Origin of the sequence: Streptomyces sp. NBC_01013, assembly GCF_045162765.1 — a bacterium.
GTDB lineage: Bacteria > Actinomycetota > Actinomycetes > Streptomycetales > Streptomycetaceae > Streptomyces.
Genome location: NZ_CP108687.1, coordinates 2,503,662 through 2,524,844, shown reverse-complemented (window position 1 = coordinate 2,524,844; position 21,183 = coordinate 2,503,662). Strand labels below are relative to the sequence as shown.

The 21,183-nt window shown below is 73.2% G+C and carries 5 protein-coding genes; all 5 read left to right on the top strand.

Annotated elements, in window-relative coordinates:
- The first annotated feature begins 4 nt into the window (after positions 1–4).
- The 5 genes from OG538_RS10510 to OG538_RS10490 all read left to right on the top strand — a co-directional run bounded on the left by OG538_RS10510 (position 5) and on the right by OG538_RS10490 (position 21,124).
- Positions 5–1,540, top strand: coding sequence for an AMP-binding protein (locus OG538_RS10510; RefSeq protein ID WP_406092360.1), 1,536 nt, complete (start codon positions 5–7; stop codon positions 1,538–1,540).
- Positions 1,537–2,799, top strand: coding sequence for a type III PLP-dependent enzyme (locus tag OG538_RS10505; RefSeq protein ID WP_406092359.1), 1,263 nt, complete (start codon positions 1,537–1,539; stop codon positions 2,797–2,799). The genes OG538_RS10510 and OG538_RS10505 overlap by 4 nt, the downstream gene beginning before the upstream one ends.
- Complete coding sequence (locus OG538_RS10500; RefSeq protein ID WP_406092357.1) at positions 2,796–3,296, top strand: cobalamin B12-binding domain-containing protein; 501 nt, start codon at positions 2,796–2,798, stop codon at positions 3,294–3,296. The genes OG538_RS10505 and OG538_RS10500 overlap by 4 nt, the downstream gene beginning before the upstream one ends.
- Complete coding sequence (locus tag OG538_RS10495; protein WP_406092355.1) at positions 3,293–4,678, top strand: methylaspartate mutase; 1,386 nt, start codon at positions 3,293–3,295, stop codon at positions 4,676–4,678. Before OG538_RS10500 ends, OG538_RS10495 begins: the two co-directional genes overlap by 4 nt.
- 117 nt (positions 4,679–4,795) lie before the next feature.
- Positions 4,796–21,124 carry an SDR family NAD(P)-dependent oxidoreductase gene (locus OG538_RS10490; protein WP_406092353.1) on the top strand — a complete coding sequence of 5,443 codons (16,329 nt, stop codon included), beginning with the start codon at positions 4,796–4,798 and terminating at the stop codon, positions 21,122–21,124.
- Positions 21,125–21,183 lie beyond the last annotated feature (59 nt).

The window sequence follows — 21,183 nt, the reverse complement described above, 5'->3', positions numbered from 1 at the left end:
AACCGTGGAGAATCCGAACACCACTTACGCGCCGACGGCGCACGGGAGCGGCGGGACGGTCCATTCCCTGCTCGACGACGCGACCGCGGACACCCCGGACGGACAGTGCCTGCACGACTCCGCCGGCGAGGTGACATACCGGCGGATGGCCGAACTCAGCCACGGTTTCGCCGCATGGCTCGGTGAACAGGGTGCGGCCCGCGGTGACCGGCTGGTCGTGCAGCTCCCCAGCCGGCGCGAGCTGGTGGCCATGGTCTACGGGGCGTCGCGCCTCGGTGTGATCCTGGTGCCGCTCAACCCCGCGATGAAGGAGTACCACCTCCGGTCCGTCATCGAGGATGCCGAACCCTCCCTGGTCATCGGCGACGGGGCCAGCACCGAGATCCTCGGACGTGCCACAGCACTCCCCGTGCACGACCTCCGGACGATCTGGCCCCACGTCGAGGAGGCCGCCGGGCGCCCGGCGCCCCCGCCCCTCGACATCAGCGCCGACGACACCGCGTTCCTCGTCTACACCTCCGGCAGCACCGCCGCGCCCAAAGCGGTCGTGTGCCCCCACGCCCAGGTCACCTTCGCCTCACGCGCCATCCAGGAAGTGCTGGCGTACCGGCCGGACGACGTCGTCTTCTGCCGCTTCCCGATCTCCTGGGACTACGGCCTCTACAAGGTGCTGCTCGCCTGCCTGGGGCGCTCCCAACTGGTCCTGGACGGCGGCGAGTCCGACCTCGTACTGCTGCGGCGGATGCGTGAGACCGGGGCCACCGTGGTCCCCATCGTGCCGTCGCTGGCCACGATGATCGGCACCCTCGCCCGGCGTGACACCCAGAACCCGCCCCCGGTACGGATGTTCACCAACACCGGTGCCGCGCTGCCCGACCACGCGGTCGCCGCCCTGCGCGAGGCGTTCCCCGGTGTCCAGGTGGTCCGCCAGTTCGGCCAGACCGAATGCAAGCGCGTCACCATCATGCCGCCGGACCAGGAGTACGAGCGCCCTCAGTCGGTGGGTCTGCCCCTGCCCGGTACCACCGTCCTCATCCTCGACGCGGAGGGCCGGTCCCTCCCGACCGGCGAGACAGGCGAGATCGTCGCCGTGGGACCGCACGTCATGCCCGGCTACTGGCGCCGCCCCGAACTCTCGGCGCGCACCTTCCGCCGCGACCCCGACACCGGGGCACTGCGGCTCCACACCGGCGACTACGGACGGCTCGACGAGGACGGCTACCTCTACTTCGAGGGCCGTCGCGACGACATGTTCAAGCGCAAGGGCATCCGGATGAGCACGGTGGAGATCGAAGCCGCCGCCATGGACATCCCCGGGGTGCGCACCGCCACGGCGCTGCCCCCCACCGACACCCGCGACCTGGTGATCTTCGCCGAGACGGAACTGGCCCCCCACACCGTCCTGAAGGAACTGGCCGAGCGCCTGGAGTCGGCCAAGGTACCCGCCCTGTGCCGGGTCCTGGACGAACTACCGCTGAGCCTGCACGGGAAGAACGCCCGGCAGGTACTGACCGAGATGATCGACGGGGAAGGGCGATGAGCCGCTACCAGGCACTGGCCGAACGCTTCGGCACACCGCTGTACGTGTACGACCTCGACGAGCTCGACGCGGCACGGCAGCAGCTGTTCGACGCCCTGCCCGAGGAGTTCACCCTCTTCTACGCCCTCAAGGCCAACCCCCACCCGGGACTGGTCCGGGCCCTGCGTGAGGGCGAAGGCCGCCACTGCCGGCCCGAGATCAGCTCCACCGGCGAGCTGGAGGCCGCCCTCGCCGCCGGCTTCCGCGGCGAGGACTGCCTCTACACCGGCCCCGGCAAGACCCCGGGCGAGCTGGACGAGGCGATCCGCCTGGGTGTCCGCGTCTTCTCCACCGACTCGGTCTCCGACGTCCGCCATGTGGCCGATGCCGCCCTGGCGAACGGTGTGACCGCCGACTGCCTGCTGCGCGTCAACAGCGCGTCGGCCAGTGCCACCAGCAGCATCCGGATGACCGGCACCCCCTCGCAGTTCGGCTTCGACAGCGAGACCCTGACCGACGTCGTCCCCGAACTGCGGACGATCGCGGGCGTCCGCATCACCGGGATGCACTTCTTCCCACTGAGCAACGCCAAGGACGAGGAGAGCCTCGTCGGCGAGTTCCAGCACACCATCGAGCTGGCCGCCCGCCTCCAGCGCGAACTGGACCTTCCCCTGCGCTTCCTCGACATCGGCGGCGGCTTCACCGTGCCGTACGCCGTGCCCGGCAGCCGCGGCACGTACCCCAAGCTGCGCGGTGAACTCGCGGCCGCACTGGACACCCACTTCCCGCAGTGGCGCACCGAGGGCCCCGAGCTCGCCTGCGAGTCGGGCCGCTACCTCGTCGGGGCGAGCGGCACGCTCGTCGCCTCGGTCAGCAACGTCAAGGTCAGCCGTGGCCGCAAGTTCGTGATCCTCGACGCGGGCATCAACACCTTCGGCGGTATGTCGGGACTCGGCCGGCTCCTGCCCGTCGCCGTCGGGACCGAATCGGGGGAGTGCGTCGAATCGGCCAGCCTGGTCGGCCCGTTGTGCACTCCCGGCGACATCCTCGGCCGGGAGATCGACCTGCCCGCGCTCGCGCCCGGTGACCTCGTGACGATCCCCAACGCAGGGGCTTACGGGCCGACCGCCAGCCTGCTGATGTTCCTCGGCCGTCCGGCCCCCACCGAGGTGATCGTGCGGGGGGACAGGGTGCTGTCCGTCTCCCGGATCGAGCACAGCCGTTCCTACGCGCCCCTGGGTGATCCGTCCACGAACACCGCTGAGGGAGAAAACGTATGAGCACCGGCCTCATGCGCGGCGCCACGGGCACCGTGAGCCCGGCGGGCGCCCGGCGCGGCACGGTCGTCGTCACGACCGTGGCCTCCGACTCGCACACCTGGAACCTCGTCTTCCTCCAGCTCCTCATCGAGGAGCTGGGCTACGAGGTGATCAACCTGGGCCCCTGCGTACCGGACCGGATCCTCGTGGAAGCCTGCCGCGAGACGGCCCCCGACCTCGTGGTGATCAGCAGTGTCAACGGGCACGGGCACCAGGACGGGCTGCGCGTCATCGAAGCGCTGCGCGCCTGCGGTGAGCTGGCCTCGACTCCGGTGGTCATCGGCGGGAAGCTCGGCGTCGCCGGGCATCAGAGCGACGCGGCGATCGGTGAGCTGATCTCCGCCGGGTTCGATGCCGTCTTCGACGACGCCTCCACCGCCGCACGTGAGTTCAGCCGGTTCGTCGGCACCCTCTCCACCGCCCCCCGCTCCCTGGAGCGCACCGAGGTTGACGCGTGAGACCGGGCGCGCACCCGCTCCGGCGGACGGCCGAGGGGGCGCGCCCGGTTGACTTCGGAGCCTTCGTCCGAGCGAGAAGCCGTGCCGGTGATCTGGTGGTGCAGCCCCGCATGGGGTTCAGCGACCCCGCCACCATGCGCGCCGGGCTGGCCGCCACCCGCGCCGCCGACGCCGCGACGGTCGGCACCGTCACTCTCGACAGCTATACGAGGGTCGGCGAACTCGCCTCGGTGGAGAGCGCCTTGCGCGCCGGGGCCGGGCTCAACGGCTACCCCATCGTCAGCTACGACCCGGCCGTGACCGGGCAGGTTCTCGCGGGGATCAGGGACGAGGCGTTCCCGGTCCAGGTCCGGCACGGATCGGCCGTCCCCGGGGACATCTTCGCCGCGCTGCGCAGGACGCTGATCAACGCCACCGAGGGCGGCCCCGTCTCCTACTGCCTCCCCTACGGACGCACCCCGCTGGACGAGTCCGTACGGAACTGGGTCCGCTGCACCGAGGATTTCGCACAGCTGCGGGAATCGGGAATGGAACCGCATCTGGAGACGTTCGGCGGCTGCATGCTCGGGCAATTGTGTCCACCGAGCCAACTGGTGGCGATCAGTGTGCTCGAAGCCCTTTTCTTCTGCCAGCACGGAATACGCAGCGTGTCACTCAGTTATGCCCAGCAGACCCACCCGGAGCAGGACCGGGAAGCGGTCGCGGCGCTGCGGCGGCTCTGCGAGGAATTGCTTCCGACGGCCAACTGGCACGTGGTCATCTACGCCTACATGGGCGTCTACCCGACCACGGACGAAGGCGCCTATCTGCTGCTCGACCAGGCGACGCGCCTGGCGGTCGACTCCGGTTCGGAGAGGCTCATCGTGAAGACGGTGGCGGAATCCCGTCGGATCCCGACCGTCGCGGAGAACGTAGCCGCACTGGAGTCGGCGGCCAGGACCGCGAGGACGGCGCGGCTCGGCGAGCCGGCCCCCGCCGACGCCGACTCGCAGACATACCTGGAGGCCAGAGCCCTGATCGAGGGTGTACTCGAGCTGTCCTCCGACATTGGGCACGCCTTCGAACTCGCCTTCAGGCAGGGGGCTCTGGACATCCCCTACTGCCTCCACCCCGACAATCACGGCCGGGCCCGCAGCTACATAGACGGCGACGGCCGGCTGCGGTGGGCCGGTATCGGGCGGCTGCCGCTGGGCGGACTCGTCGGCCCGCCCCGTGCCCGGGACGTCACCTCGGCGGGGCTGCTCGCCGATCTGTCCTACGTACAAAGGGCGTTCGACCGGACGGCGATGGAATCCGGTGGCGCCCGCGACCATGGCGGCGCCGGCATCGTACCCGCCGGAAACCGGTCCCTCTCCGGCGGCGAATCGCAGGAGAGTTCCTAAGACTTAGGGGGGCCGTAGGGGCTGTGCGCGGCCTTTCGCCTTCATAGCGTGACCCGCAGTGGTGCGGTTCCTTGGTGAATTCCGTCCGGTGACGGGCGACAATTGTGTGGAGTGCAGATGACTGAGTCGGAAAACTTCGTCTCTGGCACCGACGGTGTGCCGGACGGGGGCACGGTGCAGCAGGCCGCACTCGTGCGTGAGCTGGAATCCCTCCCCACCTCGGAACAGACCCGGGTGCTTCTGGACCTGGTGCGGGCGAGCACCACGGCGGTACTGCGGCAGACCCGGCCGGACACCACGCAGAGCGTGGACCCGGCGCGCGCCTTCCGCGAGCTGGGGCTCGACTCCGTGGCGCTGGTGGCCCTGCACGCCCGGCTGATGGCAGCCACCGGCCTCCCGCTGCCCCCTACCGTCGCCTTCGACCACCCCTCACCGGCCGCCCTCGCCGCACACCTGCGCACCGAGGCCCTGGGCCTGCCGGACCTGCCCGATCCGGTCTTCGCGCCGGGCATCGCCACCGACGACCCGATCGCCGTCGTCGGCATCGGCTGCCGCTACCCCGGTGAGGTGTCGTCCCCCGAGGACCTGTGGCAGCTCGTCGCCGAGGGGACCCACATCCGTGACGACTTCCCCGCCGACCGGGGCTGGGACCTCGACCGGCTCTTCGACGACGACCCCACGACCCCCGGCACCACCTACGCCCGCCACGGCGGATTCCTGTCCGGTGCGGCCGAGTTCGACGCGGACTTCTTCTCCATCAGCCCCCGTGAAGCGCTCGCGATGGACCCCCAGCAGCGCCTCGTGCTGGAAACGGTGTGGGAGGCGGTGGAGCGGGCCGGGATCGACGCGCAGACCCTGCGCTCCACCCGGACCGGCGTGTTCGTGGCCGCCGAGCCGCAGGAGTACGCGATGCGCCTGCACGAGGCGCCCGACGGCCTGGACGGATACCTGCTCAGCGGCAACGCACCCAGCGTCGTCTCCGGCCGGGTCGCCTACACGCTCGGCCTCGAAGGCCCCGCGCTGACCGTCGACACCGCCTGTTCGGGTTCGCTCGTCGGCCTCCACCTCGCCGTCCAGTCACTGCGGCGCGGTGAGTGCACCCTCGCGCTGGCCGGCGGTGTCGCCGTCATGGGCAGCCCCGGGGTGTTCACCGCGTTCAGCCGGCAGCGCGGTCTCGCGCCCGACGGCACGGTCAAGGCGTTCGCCGCGGCGGCGGACGGCACCGCGTTCGCCGAGGGCGCCGGTGTGTTCGTCCTGGAACGCCTCTCCGACGCACGGGCCAACAACCACCCGGTCCTCGCCGTCCTGCGCGGCACGGCGATCAACCAGGACGGCGCGTCCAACGGCCTGACCGCGCCGAGCGGCCGCGCCCAGCGCCAGGTCATCCGCCAGGCGCTCGCGGACGCCGGACTCACCGTCGGCGACGTCGACGCGGTCGAGGCGCACGGCACCGGCACCACGCTCGGCGACCCGATCGAGGCGCAGGCGCTGATCGCCACCTACGGGCAGGAGCGCACCGGGGGACCGGTCTGGCTCGGTTCCGTGAAGTCCAACATCGGGCACACCCAGGCGGCGGCGGGCTCGGCCGGCCTGATCAAGATGATCATGGCGATGCGCCACGGCCTGCTGCCCGCGACGCTGCACGTGGACGCCCCCTCGCCCAACGTCGACTGGTCGGCGGGCGACGTCCGGCTGCTGACCGAACCCGTGCCGTGGGCTCCGGGCGAGCGCCCCCGCCGGGCAGCCGTCTCCTCCTTCGGCGTCAGCGGCACCAACGCCCACATCGTCGTCGAGGAACCCCCGGCCGAGAGCACGCAGAGCGCCGCCGCCGAGGGTGACGGCACCCCGGCCGAGGACGGGCGGGCCCTTCCGGCGACGCTCTCGGCCAGGAGCGACGCCGCCCTGCGCGACCAGGCCCGACGCCTGCTGGCACACGTCGAGAAGACCCCCGGCGCCCGGCCGCTCGACCTCGCCCACTCCCTGGCGACGACCCGATCCGCGCTGCCGCACCGCGCCGTGGTGCTCGCCGACGACCGCGCGGGCCTCCTCGACGGGCTGCGGGCCGTGGCCGACGGCCGCGACGCCCCCGGCATCTTCACGTCGGTCACCGGCGGTGGCACCGCCTTCCTCTTCACCGGCCAGGGCAGCCAGCGCCTCGCCATGGGACGCCGGCTGTACGACGCCTACCCGGTCTACGCCAAGGCCCTCGACAACGCCATCGGCTATCTCGACCTCCAGCTCGACCGCTCCCTGTGGGACGTCCTGTTCGCCGATGAGGACACCCCCGAAGCGGCCCTGCTCGACCGCACCATGTACGCGCAGGCGGCCCTCTTCGCCGTCGAGGTCGCGCTGTTCAGGCTCCTGGAGTCCTGGGGCGTCCACCCCGACTACGTGGCCGGACACTCCATCGGCGAGCTGACCGCCGCGCACGTCGCCGGCGTGCTCTCGCTCGACGACGCCGCCACCCTCGTCGCCGCGCGCGGCCGGCTGATGCAGGCCCTGCCCGAGGGCGGCGCCATGATCGCCGTGGAGGCCGACGAGGCGACGGTGGAGCCGCTCCTCGCGCACTGCCGCGACACGGTCAGCATCGCCGCGGTCAACGGCCCCCGCTCGGTCGTCCTGTCCGGGGACGAGGACACCGTCACCGCCCTCGCCGCCCGGCTGGAGGCCGACGGCCACCGCACCAAGCGGCTCCGGGTCAGTCACGCGTTCCACTCGCCGCTGATGGCACCCATGCTCGACGAGTTCCGGCAGATCGCCCGGATCCTCACCTACTCCGCGCCGAAGCTCCCCGTCGTCTCCGCCCTCACCGGCGGGCTCGCCACCGCCGAGGAACTCACCGACCCCGAGTACTGGGTACGGCACATCTGCGCGCCCGTACGCTTCCACGACGCCGTCGCCTCCCTCGCCGACCGGGGCGTCGCCACCTTCCTCGAACTCGGACCCGACCCGGTTCTCTGCGCCATGGGCCGTGCGAGCACCGACCCGTCCGCCGTGTTCACCCCGCTCCTGAGGCGCGGGCACGACGAGGCACACCAGCTGCTCAGCGCCCTGGCCGTCGCCCACACACGCGGCACCCGCGTCGACTGGCACGCCTTCTTCGCCGGCGCCGGCGCCCACCGCGTCGAGCTGCCCACCTACGCCTTCCAGCGCGAGCGGTTCTGGCTCAGCGCCCCCGACGCCGCCCGGGACGCGACGGCGCTCGGCCAGATGGCCGCCGACCACCCGCTGCTCGGCGCGGTGGTGGGCCTCGCGGACACCGGAGGCGCCGTCCTCACCGGACGGGTCTCGCTGCGCTCGCACCCCTGGCTCGCCGACCACGTGATCGACGGCCATGTCCTGCTGCCCGGCACCGCGTTCGTCGACCTCGCGGTCCGGGCCGGCGAACAGACCGGCTGCGAACGCCTCGACGAGCTGGTCATGGCGGCCCCGCTGACCCTGCCGACCACGGGCGGCGTCGCCCTCCAGATCGTCGTCGACGCCCCCGGCGCCGATGGCCGTCGCGCCGTCGCCTTCTACTCACGCGACGAGGACGCCCCCGCGGACGCCCCGTGGACCCGTCACGCCACCGGCCGCCTCGCCCCCCGGGACCTCGCCGGCCCGGCCACGGACTTCGCGGCAGGCACCTGGCCGCCCCCCGGCGCCGAGCCCCTCGACATCACCGGCCTCTACGACGACCTGGCCACGCAGGGATACGGATACGGCCCCGCCTTCCACGGACTGCGAGCGGTCTGGAAGGCCGGGGAGGGCGAGGTGTACGCCGAGGTGCGGCTGCCCGAGACGGCCGGGGACCCGGCCTCCGCCTACGGGCTCCACCCCGCCCTGCTCGACGCCGTCCTGCATGCCACCGACTTCGCCACAGCGGCCGCCACGGACGGCCCGCAGGGCCGCATCCTGCTGCCCTTCGCCTGGACCGGCGTCACCCTGCACGCAGCGGGCGCGACCACGCTGCGGGTACGCGTCACCGCCACCGGTACCGACGAGGTGGCCCTCGAACTGGCTGATGCCACCGGAGCCCCGGTGGCCTCCGTCGACTCCTTCCTCGTCCGGCCCCTCGCGGCCGGCGGACTGGCCGCGACCGCCCACCCCGACGCGCTCCACCACGTCCGGTGGAGCCCGCTGCCGACCCCGGCCACCGCCCCGTCGAACCCCGACGCGGTCGTCCACGTCTGCCCCGCACCGACCGGCCCCGACGTCGCCGCCGACGTCCGCACCGTCCTCGGCGCCACGCTGTCGGCCGTCCGCGACTGGCTCACCGACGACAAGTCCGCCACCGCGCGCCTGACCGTGCTCACCCGGGGCGCGGTCGCAGCCGCCCCCGGTGAGCAGGCCGCACTCACCCAGGCACCCGTCTGGGGCCTGGTGCGCTCGGCACAGGCCGAACACCCCGGCCGCTTCCTCCTGCTCGACACCGACGGTTCCCTCGACACGGACGAACTGCTGCGCCTCACCGCCGACTCGGACGAACCCGAGATCGCCGTGCGCGACGGCCGGCTGTACGTCCCCCGGCTGACCCGCACCACTCAGGCGCCGGACACCGCCGCCACTCCCTGGCGCACCGACGGAACCGTCCTGATCACCGGTGGCACCGGCGGTGTCGGCGCCACGGTCGCCCGGCACCTGGTCACCGCACACGGTGTACGCGGACTGCTGCTCACCGGCCGCCGGGGAGCGGACACCCCCGGCGCCGAGGAGCTGCGCGCCGAGCTGACCGAGCTCGGTGCCGAGGTCGTGATCGCCGCCTGCGACGCCGCCGACCGCGACGCGCTCGCCGGGGTGCTGGCCGCAGTACCGGAGCGGCTGCCGCTGAGCGCCGTGGTGCACGCGGCGGGGGTGCTCGACGACGCACTGGTCGACTCCCTCGACGACGCCCGCCTCGACACCGTGCTGCGGCCCAAGGCCGACGGGGCCTGGAACCTGCACGAACTCACCCGCGACAGCGACCTGTCGGCGTTCGTCCTGTTCTCCTCGACCGCCACCCTCCTGGACGGTGCGGGACAGGGGAACTACGCCGCGGCCAACGTCTTCCTCGACGCACTGGCCACCCATCGTGCCGCCCTGGACCTCCCCGCGACCTCGCTCGCCTGGGGGCTGTGGACCGGCACCGGCGGCATGGGCGGCAGCCTCGACGAGGCCGCGCTGCGGCGCATCGAACGCCTCGGCCTCCAGCCCCTGTCCGTCGCGGAGAACCTCGCCCTCCTGGACCGCGCGATCACCACCGGCGACCACCCGGCCGTCGTGCCCGTACGGCTGAACCTGCGCACGCTCAACGCCCGCGCCGACGACGTACCGGCTCTCCTGAGGGCCCTGGTCCGTCCGCCGCGCCGCGCCGTCGGCGGCGGCGGGGTCAGCGTCGAGCAGTCCCTCGCGCGCAGCCTGGGCGGCCTGACCCGCTCGGAGCGCGGCGAGGCCCTGCTCGACCTGGTCCGTACCCAGGTGGCCGCGGTCCTCGGACACGAGGGACCCGAACGCGTGGTCAGCACCAGGGCGTTCAACGAGATGGGCTTCGACTCCCTCGCGGCCGTCGAACTCCGCAACCGGCTCAGCACCGCCACCGGCCTGCCGCTGACGGCCACGCTCGTCTTCGACTATCCCTCGCCCGGAGCCCTCGCCGACCACCTGGCCTCCCGGCTCGGCGGCGACGCGGAGCAGCAGGGCGGGCGGCGCGCTCCGGCCGCCCCCACCGCGTCCGACGACGACCCCATCGCCATCGTCTCCATGGCCTGCCGCTACCCCGGCGGGGTGACCTCGCCCGAGGAGCTGTGGCAGCTCGTCGAGGAGGGGCGCGACGTCGTCTCGGCGTTCCCCACCGATCGCGGCTGGGCCACCGACATCCATGACACCGAGCCCGGCAAGCCGGGCAAGAGCCTCACCGACCAGGGCGGATTCCTCTACGGGGCGGCCGACTTCGACGCCGAGTTCTTCGGCATCAGCCCCCGTGAGGCCCAGGCCATGGACCCCCAGCAGCGGCTGCTGCTGGAGATCGCCTGGGAGACCGTCGAACGCGCGGGCATCGACCCGCACGCCCTGCGCGGCAGCGACACCGGCGTGTTCGCCGGCGTGATGTACCACGACTGGGGGCTGCGGCTCGGCCCGCTGCCCGAGCACGTGGCCGGCTACCACGGCAACGGCAGCCTCGCCAGTGTGGTGTCGGGGCGGGTCGCCTACACCCTGGGCGTCGAAGGCCCCGCCGTCACCGTCGACACCGCCTGCTCCTCCTCCCTCGTCGCCCTGCACTGGGCCGCCCAGGCCCTGCGCCGGGGCGACTGCGCCCTCGCCCTCGCGGGTGGCGTCACCGTCATGTCCACCCCGGACACCTTCGTCGACATGAGCAGGCAGCGCGGCCTGGCCACCGACGGGCGGTGCAAGTCGTTCGGCAGCGGTGCCGACGGCACCGGCTGGGGCGAGGGCGTCGGCATGCTCCTGCTGGAGCGGCTCTCCGACGCCGAACGCAACGGCCACCGCGTGCTCGGCATCGTCCGGGGCTCCGCGGTCAACTCCGACGGCGCCTCCAACGGCCTCACGGCACCCAATGGCCCGGCCCAACAGCGCGTCATCCGGCGGGCGCTGAGCGTCGCCGGCCTCACCCCGGCCGATGTCGACGCCGTCGAGGGGCATGGCACCGGGACCGTCCTGGGCGACCCGATCGAGGCGCAGGCACTGCTGGAGACGTACGGCCAGGAGCGCCCCGCCCCTGACAGCCCGCTGCTGCTCGGCTCCATCAAGTCCAACATGGGGCACACCCAGGCGGCGGCCGGTGTGGCGGGCATCATCAAGATGGTGCAGGCGATGCGCCACGGCACCCTGCCCGCGACCCTGCACGCCGACGAGCCGTCACCTCAGGTGGACTGGGACTCCGGCGCCGTGGCACTGCTGACGGGCCCCACCGCCTGGCCCGCGCACGGCCGCCCTCGTCGCGCCGGCGTGTCGTCGTTCGGCATCAGCGGCACCAACGCCCACGTGATCATCGAGGAGGCGCCCGTCACCGCGCCGCAGGAGGCGCCCGAGCCGGCCGAGGCCACGCCCGGCCCGGTCGCCTGGCCGCTTTCGGCAAGGACCCCGGACGCCCTGAGCGCCCAGGCGGCGCGTCTGCTCAGTCACCTCGCCACCGTCCCCGACGACGCGCTCGCCGCGACAGGTCACGCCCTCGCGACGACTCGCGCCGCTCTGGACCACCGCGCCGTCGCGGCGGGAGCCGACCGTACGGAACTCGCCGCAGTACTGGAGGCGCTGGCCTCCGGTGGCGGGCCGGTGCGGGACGTGGTCAGCGAGGGCAAGGTCGCTTTCCTGTTCACGGGGCAGGGTGCGCAGCGGTTGGGGATGGGCCGGGAGTTGTATGCGGCGTTCCCGGTGTTCGCGGCGGCGTTCGATGCGGTGCTGGTGGAGTTGGATGCCCGGTTGGGGCGTTCGTTGCGTGAGGTGGTGTGGGGTGAGGACGCCGGTCTGCTGAACGGGACGATGTTCGCCCAGGCCAGTCTGTTCGCGGTCGAGACGGCGCTGTTCCGGCTGGTGGAGTCCTGGGGTGTGCGCCCGGACTTCCTGGTCGGCCACTCGGTCGGCGAGATCACGGCCGCGCACGTGTCGGGTGCCCTGTCCCTGTCGGATGCGGCTGAACTCGTCGTGCAGCGTGGTCGGTTGATGCAGGCGCTCCCCGCCGGCGGTGCGATGACGGCCGTGGAGGCGACGGAGGCCGAAGTGCTTCCGCTGCTGAACGGCGAGGTGGGCATCGCCGCGGTCAACGGTCCGCGGTCCGTCGTCGTCTCGGGGACGGAGGCAGCGGTTCGTGAGCTCGTTGCGACGTTCGGGGCACAGGGCCGCAGGACGAGGGCGCTGCGGGTGTCGCACGCCTTCCACTCGCCGTTGATGGAGCCGATGCTGGCGGAGTTCGGGGCGGTGGCGGCCGGGCTGGAGTTCGGCGCTCCGTCGATCCCTGTCGTGTCGGGTCTGTCCGGGGATCTGTCGCAGGGCTGGGGCTCGCCGGAGTACTGGGTGCGGCACGTCCGGGAAGCGGTGCGGTTCGCCGACACGGTCAGCTTCCTGGAGGACCGCGGCGTCACCACGTACATCGAGCTCGGCCCGGACGCCGTGCTCAGCGGGATGGGCCAGGACTGCGTCCAGGATGCGGAGGGCACGGCGTTCGTCCCGTCGCTGCGACGGAACCGGCCCGAGGTCCGCGAACTCCTGGCAGCCGTCGGCCGTGCGCACACGCGTGGTGTCACCGTCGCGTGGGACGCCTTCTTCGGCCTCCACGGCATCGGACAGGGCCCGGACCTTCCCACCTACGCCTTCCAGCACCAGCGCTACTGGCTCGACCTGGCCACCGCCCCGGGAGACCTGGACGCGGTCGGTCTGGAAGCGGTCACCCACCCCCTGCTGAGCGCCGCGGTGGCGACGCCGGACGACGGCGGGGTCGTCCTCACGGGGCGGCTCGCCACGGGCACCCAGCCATGGCTCGCGGACCACGGCGTGCTGGGCAGTGTGCTGCTGCCGGGCACCGGATTCGTCGAGCTGGCGATCCGGGCGGGCGACCACGTCGGCTGCGGCCGCATCGAGGAGCTGCTTCTGGAAGCGCCGCTCACGCTCCCGGCCCGGGGAGGGGTCGCCCTTCGTGTCGTCGTCGGTGCGCCGGACCCCTCCGGGGCGTGCACGGTCAGCATCCACTCGCGCGGCTCCGCGGACCCCGACGCTCCGTGGACCAGGCATGCCCACGGCACCCTCGTCCGCGACGCATCCGAACCCGCCTTCGACCTCACCCAGTGGCCCCCGGCCGGAGCCACCCCGGTCGACGTCGACTCCGCCTACGAGCGGCTGCGCGAGCGCGGCTACGCATACGGCCCCGCCTTCCAGGGCCTGCGTGCGGCCTGGCGGCGCGGCGAGGACGTCTTCGCCGAGGTGGCGCTCGACGGCCCCGCCCGCAGCGAGGCGGCGGCCTTCGGGCTGCACCCCGCGCTCCTCGACGCGGCCATGCACGCCGATCTCCTGACGGACCCGGCCACCGACGCGGCCACTCTGCTGCCCTTCTCCTGGAACGGCGTCACCCTGCACGCCGCCGGGACCCCCTCACTGCGCGTCCACATCCAGCGGATACGCGGCGACGAGGTGTCCGCCATCATGGTCGCCGACGAGAGCGGCGCACCGGTGGCCACCGTGGAATCGCTCGTCTCCCGCCCGGTCTCGCCGGAACAGATCGCGGCAGCCTCGGGTGCGGCCTCCGCCGACCTCCACCGGATCGTCTGGCAGCGGACGGAGCCGGTCGCCGCGACGGCCGACGCCACCCCCGCGTTCGCCGTCCTGCACTGCCCGGCGTCTCCCGACGGCCAGGACGTCCCGGGCGCCGTGCGCGCCCTCACCCACCACGTGCTCGGCGAGATACGCGACCGGCTCGCCGACCATGAGGCGGGCACCGCCCCCCTCGTGGTGGTCACCCGGCGCGCCGTGCCGGTGCGACCAGGCGAGGACGTGGACCCCGCCCAGGCCCCCGTCTGGGGTCTGGTGCGCGCCGCGCAGGCGGAGAACCCGGGCCGCTTCCACCTCCTCGACATCGAGGACGAGTCCGGGGCGACCGAGGCAGCCCTCTCGGCGGCCGTCGCGTCCGGCGAACCCGAATCCGCCCTGCGCGGCGGCGATTCGTGGGTACCGCGACTGGGTCGCGCCACCGCACCCGAGCCCGCACGGCCCGCCCCGTGGGACACCGCGGGCACGGTGCTGATCACCGGAGGCACCAGCGGCCTCGGCGCGCTCGTCGCACGTCACCTCGTCACCGAGCACGGCGTACGCAACCTTCTCCTGGCCGGCCGCCGAGGCCTGGGCACACCCGGCGCGGAGGAACTCGCCGCGGAACTGACGGGCCTCGGCGCCCAGGTGGAGATAGCGGCGTGCGACGTGGCCGACCGCGACGGTCTGGCCGCCCTGCTCGCCGGGATCGACGCCGACCGCCCGCTGCGCGCCGTCGTGCACGCCGCGGCGGTCGCCGACGGCGGCCTGGTCGGGAGCCTCACGCCCGAACGGTTCGATGCCGTCCTCCGGCCCAAGGCCGAGGGCGCCTGGCACCTGCACGAACTGACCAGGGACATCGATCTCACCGCGTTCGTCATGTTCTCCTCGGCGGGCGGGCTCGTCCTCGCCGCCGGGCAGGCCGACTACGCGGCGGCCAACGTCTTCCTGGACGCCCTGGCCACCCACCGCGCGGCGGCCGGACTGCCCGCGACGTCCGTCGCGTTCGGCATGTGGGAGGTCAGCACCGGACTCGGTGGCGACCTCACCGAAGCCGACCTGGACCGCATGCGGCGGCTGGGCCTGCCCGCCCTCCCCGCCGACCGCGGGCTGGAGCTCTTCGACGCCGCCCTCGCGGCGGAGGACGCCGTCGTCGTTCCCCTCGCCATCGACGCGGCCGCGCTCGCCGCCCGCACCGACGAGGTGCCCGCACTGCTGCGGGGCCGGGTCCGCACCCCCGCCCGCCGCACCGTCCGGGCGGCCGCCACCGGCTCCGCCCTGGAACGCCGCCTGGCCGGTGCGACGCCCGACGAACGGGCCCGCGTCCTGCTGGACACGGTCCGCACCCAGGTCGCCTCCGTCCTCGGACAGCCGACCCCCGAGGCGGTCGGACCCGACACGGCCTTCCGCGACCAGGGGTTCGACTCCCTCGCCGCCGTGGAACTGCGCAACCTGCTGGTCGGCTCCACAGGGCTGCGGCTGCCCGCGACCCTGGTCTTCGACTACCCCAACTCCCGTGCGGTGGCCGGATATCTGGACACCATGCTCACCGGATCGGCCACCACCGCAGCCCCCGCCGCCACCCCGCTCGCAGCCCTCGACGACGACCCGATCGCGGTGGTGGCCATCAGTTGCCGCTTCCCCGGAGGGGTCCGCTCGCCCGAGGACCTCTGGGACCTCGTCGCGGAGGGCATCGACGCCATCGGTGACTTCCCGGCGGACCGCGGCTGGGACGCCGACGCCCTGTACGACCCCGAACCGGGCCTCCCCGGCCGCACCTACGTGCGCGAAGGCGGATTCCTCTACGACGCGGCCGAGTTCGACCCGGAGTTCTTCGGCATCATGCCGCGCGAGGCCCTCGCGATGGACCCGCAGCAACGGCTCCTTCTCCAGTCCGCGTGGGAGACGTTCGAGCGCGCCGGAATCGACCCGGAGACCCTTCGCGGCAGTCAGACCGGTGTGTACGCCGGGGTGATGTACCACGAGTACGGCAGCCGGGTCACCGACGTCCCCGACGACCTGGCCGGATACCTCGGCAACGGCAGCGCGGGCAGCATCGCCTCCGGCCGCGTCGCCTACGCGCTGGGACTCGAAGGGCCCGCCGTCACGGTCGACACCGCCTGCTCCTCGTCCCTGGTCAGCCTCCACATGGCCTGCCAGGCGCTGCGTACGGGCGAGATCGACCTCGCCCTGGCCGGCGGTGTCACCGTCATGCCGACCCCGGAGATCTTCGTCGACTTCAGCCGGCAGCGCGGACTCGCGGCCGACGGACGCTCCAAGGCCTTCGCGGGTGCCGCCGACGGCACGAGCTGGGCCGAGGGGGTCGGCCTCCTGCTGGTGGAACGCCTTTCCGACGCCCGTCGTAACGGCCACCCCGTCCTCGCGGTGGTCCGCGGCAGCGCCATCAACCAGGACGGCGCCTCCAACGGCCTGACCGCCCCCAACGGACCCTCCCAGCAACGCGTCATCCGCAAGGCCCTGTCGGCCGCGGGACTCACCCCCGCCGAGGTGGACGCGGTGGAGGGGCACGGCACCGGCACCCGGCTGGGCGACCCCATCGAGGCGCAGGCCCTGCTCGCCACGTACGGCCAGGACCGGCCCGCCGACCGCCCGCTGTGGCTCGGCTCGGTCAAGTCCAACATCGGGCACGCCCAGGCGGCCGCCGGTGTCAGTGGAGTCATCAAGATGGTGATGGCCCTGCGCCACGGCCTGCTGCCCCGGACCCTGCACGTCGACGAGCCGTCACCGCAGGTGGACTGGGAGGCCGGCGGCGTACGACTGCTGACCGAGCCGGTCACCTGGGCGGCGCACGACCGTCCCCGACGGGCAGGTGTCTCCTCCTTCGGACTCAGCGGTACCAACGCCCACGTCATCATCGAGGAAGCCCCCCTGGACGACACCGCGCCCACCGCGCAGGACGACCCGGACGGCGTCCCCGGCGAACCGCTGACCGTCGTACCGCTGCCGCTGTCCGCGCGCAGTGCCACGGCGCTCAGGGCGCAGGCGGGCCGCCTCCTTGCCCATGTGGAGGCCCGTCCGGACGAGTCACTGGTGGATATCGGCCACTCGCTGGCGACGACGCGTGCGGTGCTGGATCACCGCGCGGTGGTGCTGGCCGCGGATCGTGAGGCGGCGGCGCGCGCGCTCTCCGATCTCGTGGCGGGCCGGGACTGCTCGGACGTCATCACCTCGGCGGGTTCCTCCGCGGAAGGTCTGACGGCGTTCCTCTTCACCGGTCAGGGTGCGCAGCGGCTCGGTATGGGTCGGGAGCTGTACGAGGCGTTCCCGGTGTTCGCGGAGGCGTTCGACGCGGTGGTCGCCGAGCTGGATGCCCGGCTGGGGCGTTCCCTGCGTGAGGTGGTGTGGGGCGAGGACGCCGGTCTGCTGAACGGGACGATGTTCGCCCAGGCGGGATTGTTCGCGGTCGAGACGGCGCTGTTCCGGCTGGTGGAGTCCTGGGGTGCACGGGCCGACGTGGTGGCGGGGCACTCGATCGGCGAGATCACGGCCGCGCACGTCGCGGGCGTGCTCTCCCTGCCGGATGCGGCTGAACTCGTCGTGGCACGCGGCCGGTTGATGCAGGCGCTGCCCGCAGGCGGGGTGATGGTGGCGGTGGCCGCGTCGGAGGACGAGGTGCTTCCGCTGCTGAGCGGCGAGGTGGGGCTGGCGGCGGTGAACGGTCCGTCGGCCGTGGTGGTGTCGGGGTCGGAGCAGGAGACGCTCGCGGTCGCGGAGCACTTCGCCGCGCTGGGGCGCCGCACGAAGCGGCTGAGCGTCTCGCACGCCTTCCACTCACCGCTCATGGAACCCATGCTCGACGCCTTCCGGAAGGTCGCCGAGACGCTCTCGTACACCGCTCCCTCGATGCGCGTCGTGTCCCATGTGACCGGGACCGAAGCGACCGCCGGGCAACTGACCTCACCCGAGTACTGGGTACGCCATGTACGCGATGCCGTCCGTTTCGCCGACGGCATCGCCCACCTCACGGACCAGGGCGTCACCCGCTTCTTGGAACTCGGACCCGACGCGGTGCTCACCGCACTCGCCGAGGCCACCGCACACCACTCGCCGGACACCCTCAGCGTGCCCGTCCTGCGCAAGGGCCGGCCCGAGGTCGCCACCCTGCTCGCAGCACTTGCCCGGCTGCACGTCGCCGGACCCGGCATCAGCTGGGCCGGCGTCCTCGACGGCCGCGGCGGGCGCACGGTCGAACTGCCCACGTACGCCTTCGACCGGACCTCGTACTGGCTCGACGCCCCCGACCCCGTCGGCGGCGATGTGACCGGCCTCGGCCAGACCGCCGCCGCGCACCCGCTGCTCAGCGCCGTGGTCGCCTCCCCGGAGGCCGGCGGCGTGGTGCTCACCGGGCGCCTCTCCGTCCGCACCCACCCCTGGCTCGCCGACCACGACGTCCTCGGGACGGTGCTGCTGCCCGGCACCGGCTACATCGAACTGGCCATCCGGGCCGGTGAGGAAGTCGGCTGCGAGGTGGTGGAGGAACTCACCATCGAGGCCCTGATGCCGCTTCCGCCCCACGGCGGACTCGCCGTCCAGGTCGTCGTCGACGCACCCGACGCGGGCGGGCGCTGCTCACTCGCCGTCTACTCCCGCGCCGACGACGCCCCGGCCGGGGCCCCCTGGAGCAAGCACGCCAGCGGCGTACTCGCCCCGGGAAGCGGACAGGCGCCGCCCGCCGGCATCTTCGCCCCCGCCCCGGCCGACTGGCCGCCCACCGGCGCGACCGAGGTCGACATCTCCGGTGTGTACGACTACCTCACCGGCCAGGGCTACGGCTACGGACCCATGTTCCGGGGTCTGCGCGGCATCTGGTCCCGAGGCAGGGAGACGTTCGCGGAGGTCTCCCTGCCGGAGGACTCCCTGGACGTCGGCAAGGACTTCCGTCTCCACCCCTCGATCCTCGACGCGGCGCTGAGCGCCACCGACTTCATGGACGGGCGCCGCCCCCAGGACGTCGGAGGTACCCAGCTGCCGTTCGCCTGGTCCGGCGTCACCCTGCACGCCGCGGGCTCCTCGCGGCTGCGGGTGCGCATCACCGCCGTCGAATCCCACCGGTCACAGGGGTCGGACGCGGTACGCCTCGAACTCACCGACCCCGCCGGCACCCCGGTCGCCACGATCGACTCCCTGGTGGTCCGCCCCGTCACCGCGGCCAAGGTCAACGCGGCCGCCGCTGCGGGTGGCGGCGGTGAACACGAGGCCGTGTTCCACCTGGTCACCCAGCAACTGCCCCTCGGGGCGGCCGTCGCAGCGGCCACGGATCGCTGGGCCGTGCTCGGCGCCGATCCCGGCGGCACCCCCGCCGCCGGACCCGGCACCGCCTACCGCGACCTCGCCGCCCTCGGCGCCGCGCTGACCGGCGGCGCCCCGGTCCCCGACGTCGTCGTCCTGCCCGTCCCGGCCGCCACGGACCACGACGACGTCCCGGCGGCCGTCCGCTCCGTGACCGGACAGGTCCTCGCCACGCTCCAGTCCTGGCTGGCGGACGAGCGTTACGCCGGGTCCCGCCTCATGGTGGTCACCCGCGACGCCCTCCCCTCCGGGGAGGGTGACCCCGCGGTGGACCTGACGCAGGCACCGGTGTGGGGGCTGCTGCGCGCCGCCCAGGAGGAGTACCCCGGCCGGTTCGTCCTCGTCGACTCCGACGGCAGTGCCACGGCCCGCGAGTCGCTGCCCGCAGTGGCCGCCTCCGGCGAACCCGAGGCGATCCTGCGCGGCGCCGAGGTACGGGTGCCCCGCCTGGCCCGGGTGCCGGCGACCGCGCCCACGGTGCCCCTGCCCTGGGATGCCGAGGGAACCGTACTGATCACCGGAGGGACCAGCGGCCTCGGCGCAGTCGTCGCCCGCCACCTGGTGGAACGGCACGGCGTACGCCATCTCCTGCTCGTCGGACGACGCGGCCAGGACGCACCCGGCGCCACCGAACTCCGCGACGCACTGCACGGACTCGGCGCTCATGTCACCCTCGCGGCCTGCGACACGTCCGACCGCGCGGCCGTCGACGAACTGCTGACCGCGATACCGGCCGCACACCCGCTGACAGCGGTGGTCCACGCGGCCGCGGTCATGGACAACGCCTTGCTCGCCGCCCTCACCCCCGAGCAGGTCGACACGGTGATGCGTCCCAAGGTGGACGCGGCCTGGAACCTGCACGAGGCGACACGCGGCATGGACCTGAAGGCGTTCATCCTCTTCTCCTCGTGTGCCGGCCTGGTCGTCGGCATCGGTCAGGGCAACTACGCCGCCGCCAACCGATTCCTGGACGCCCTCTCCGCCCACCGCCGCGCGGCCGGACTTCCCGGTACGTCCCTGGCGTTCGGGCTCTGGGAGACCAAGACCGGCCTCGGAGGCGGCGTCACCCACGCCGACCTGCGGCGCATGCGCACCATGGGCATGCCGGCCCTGCCGACCGCCGAGGGCCTCGCCCTTCTCGACGAGGCCCTGGAAATCGACCGGCCGGTGCTCGTACCGATCCGGGTGGAACGCGATGGCCGCGCCACAGCTGAACCGCCGTACCTGCTGAAGGACGTGCTGGGTGCGCCGGAACGGCCCGCCGCCCGCAAGGAGGTGCGGGCGCCCGCGGTCACCGCGGTGACCGCCCCCACCACCGAAGCGACCCTGGAACAGCGGCTGTCCGGCATGAAGGCGGCCGAACGCAGGCGCACCGTCCTGGACGTCGTGCGCGAACAGGTCGCCGGGGTCAGCCACAGCGTTCCCGCCACCATCGACGTCTCCAAGGGCTTCACCGAGCTCGGCCTCGACTCGCTCGCCGCCATCGATCTCCGCAACCGGCTGCAGAAGGCCACCGGCCTCCGACTCCCGGCCACCCTCATGTTCGACTACCCCAGCCCGTCGGTGCTGGCCGACTTCCTCCTCGACGAACTCCCGCCGGGGCTCGACGAGAACACACCGGACGCGCCCGCCGACACTGCCCCGCCCCAGAGCGGGCCGGGGGCAGCGGAGACCGACGCCTCCATCCGGCAGACCCTCGCGAGCATCCCGGTCGAGGCCCTCCGGGAGTCCGGCCTCCTGGACGCACTGCTGAACCTCGCCGCCCGACCCGCGGCACCCGCACCCACCACCGCATCCGGCACACGCACCCCGCAGGACGAGGCCGCACAGGCCGGCGAAGCGATCAGGACCATGGACGTCGACGACCTGGTGCGCGCAGCGCTCGCGTCCGCCGACCCGACCCGGAACCCGAGCGAGGGCTGAGAACATCATGGAAGCATCTGTAGAGCAGCTGGTCGCGGCCCTCCGCTCGACCATGGTCG

What these genes read in the sequence shown, in the direction of transcription:
- OG538_RS10505 (WP_406092359.1), top strand. Translation starts at nt 1,537, where the DNA reads ATGAGCCGCTACCAGGCACTGGCCGAACGCTTCGGCACACCGCTGTAC.
- OG538_RS10500 (WP_406092357.1), top strand. Translation starts at nt 2,796, where the DNA reads ATGAGCACCGGCCTCATGCGCGGCGCCACGGGCACCGTGAGCCCGGCG.
- OG538_RS10490 (WP_406092353.1), top strand. Translation starts at nt 4,796, where the DNA reads ATGACTGAGTCGGAAAACTTCGTCTCTGGCACCGACGGTGTGCCGGAC.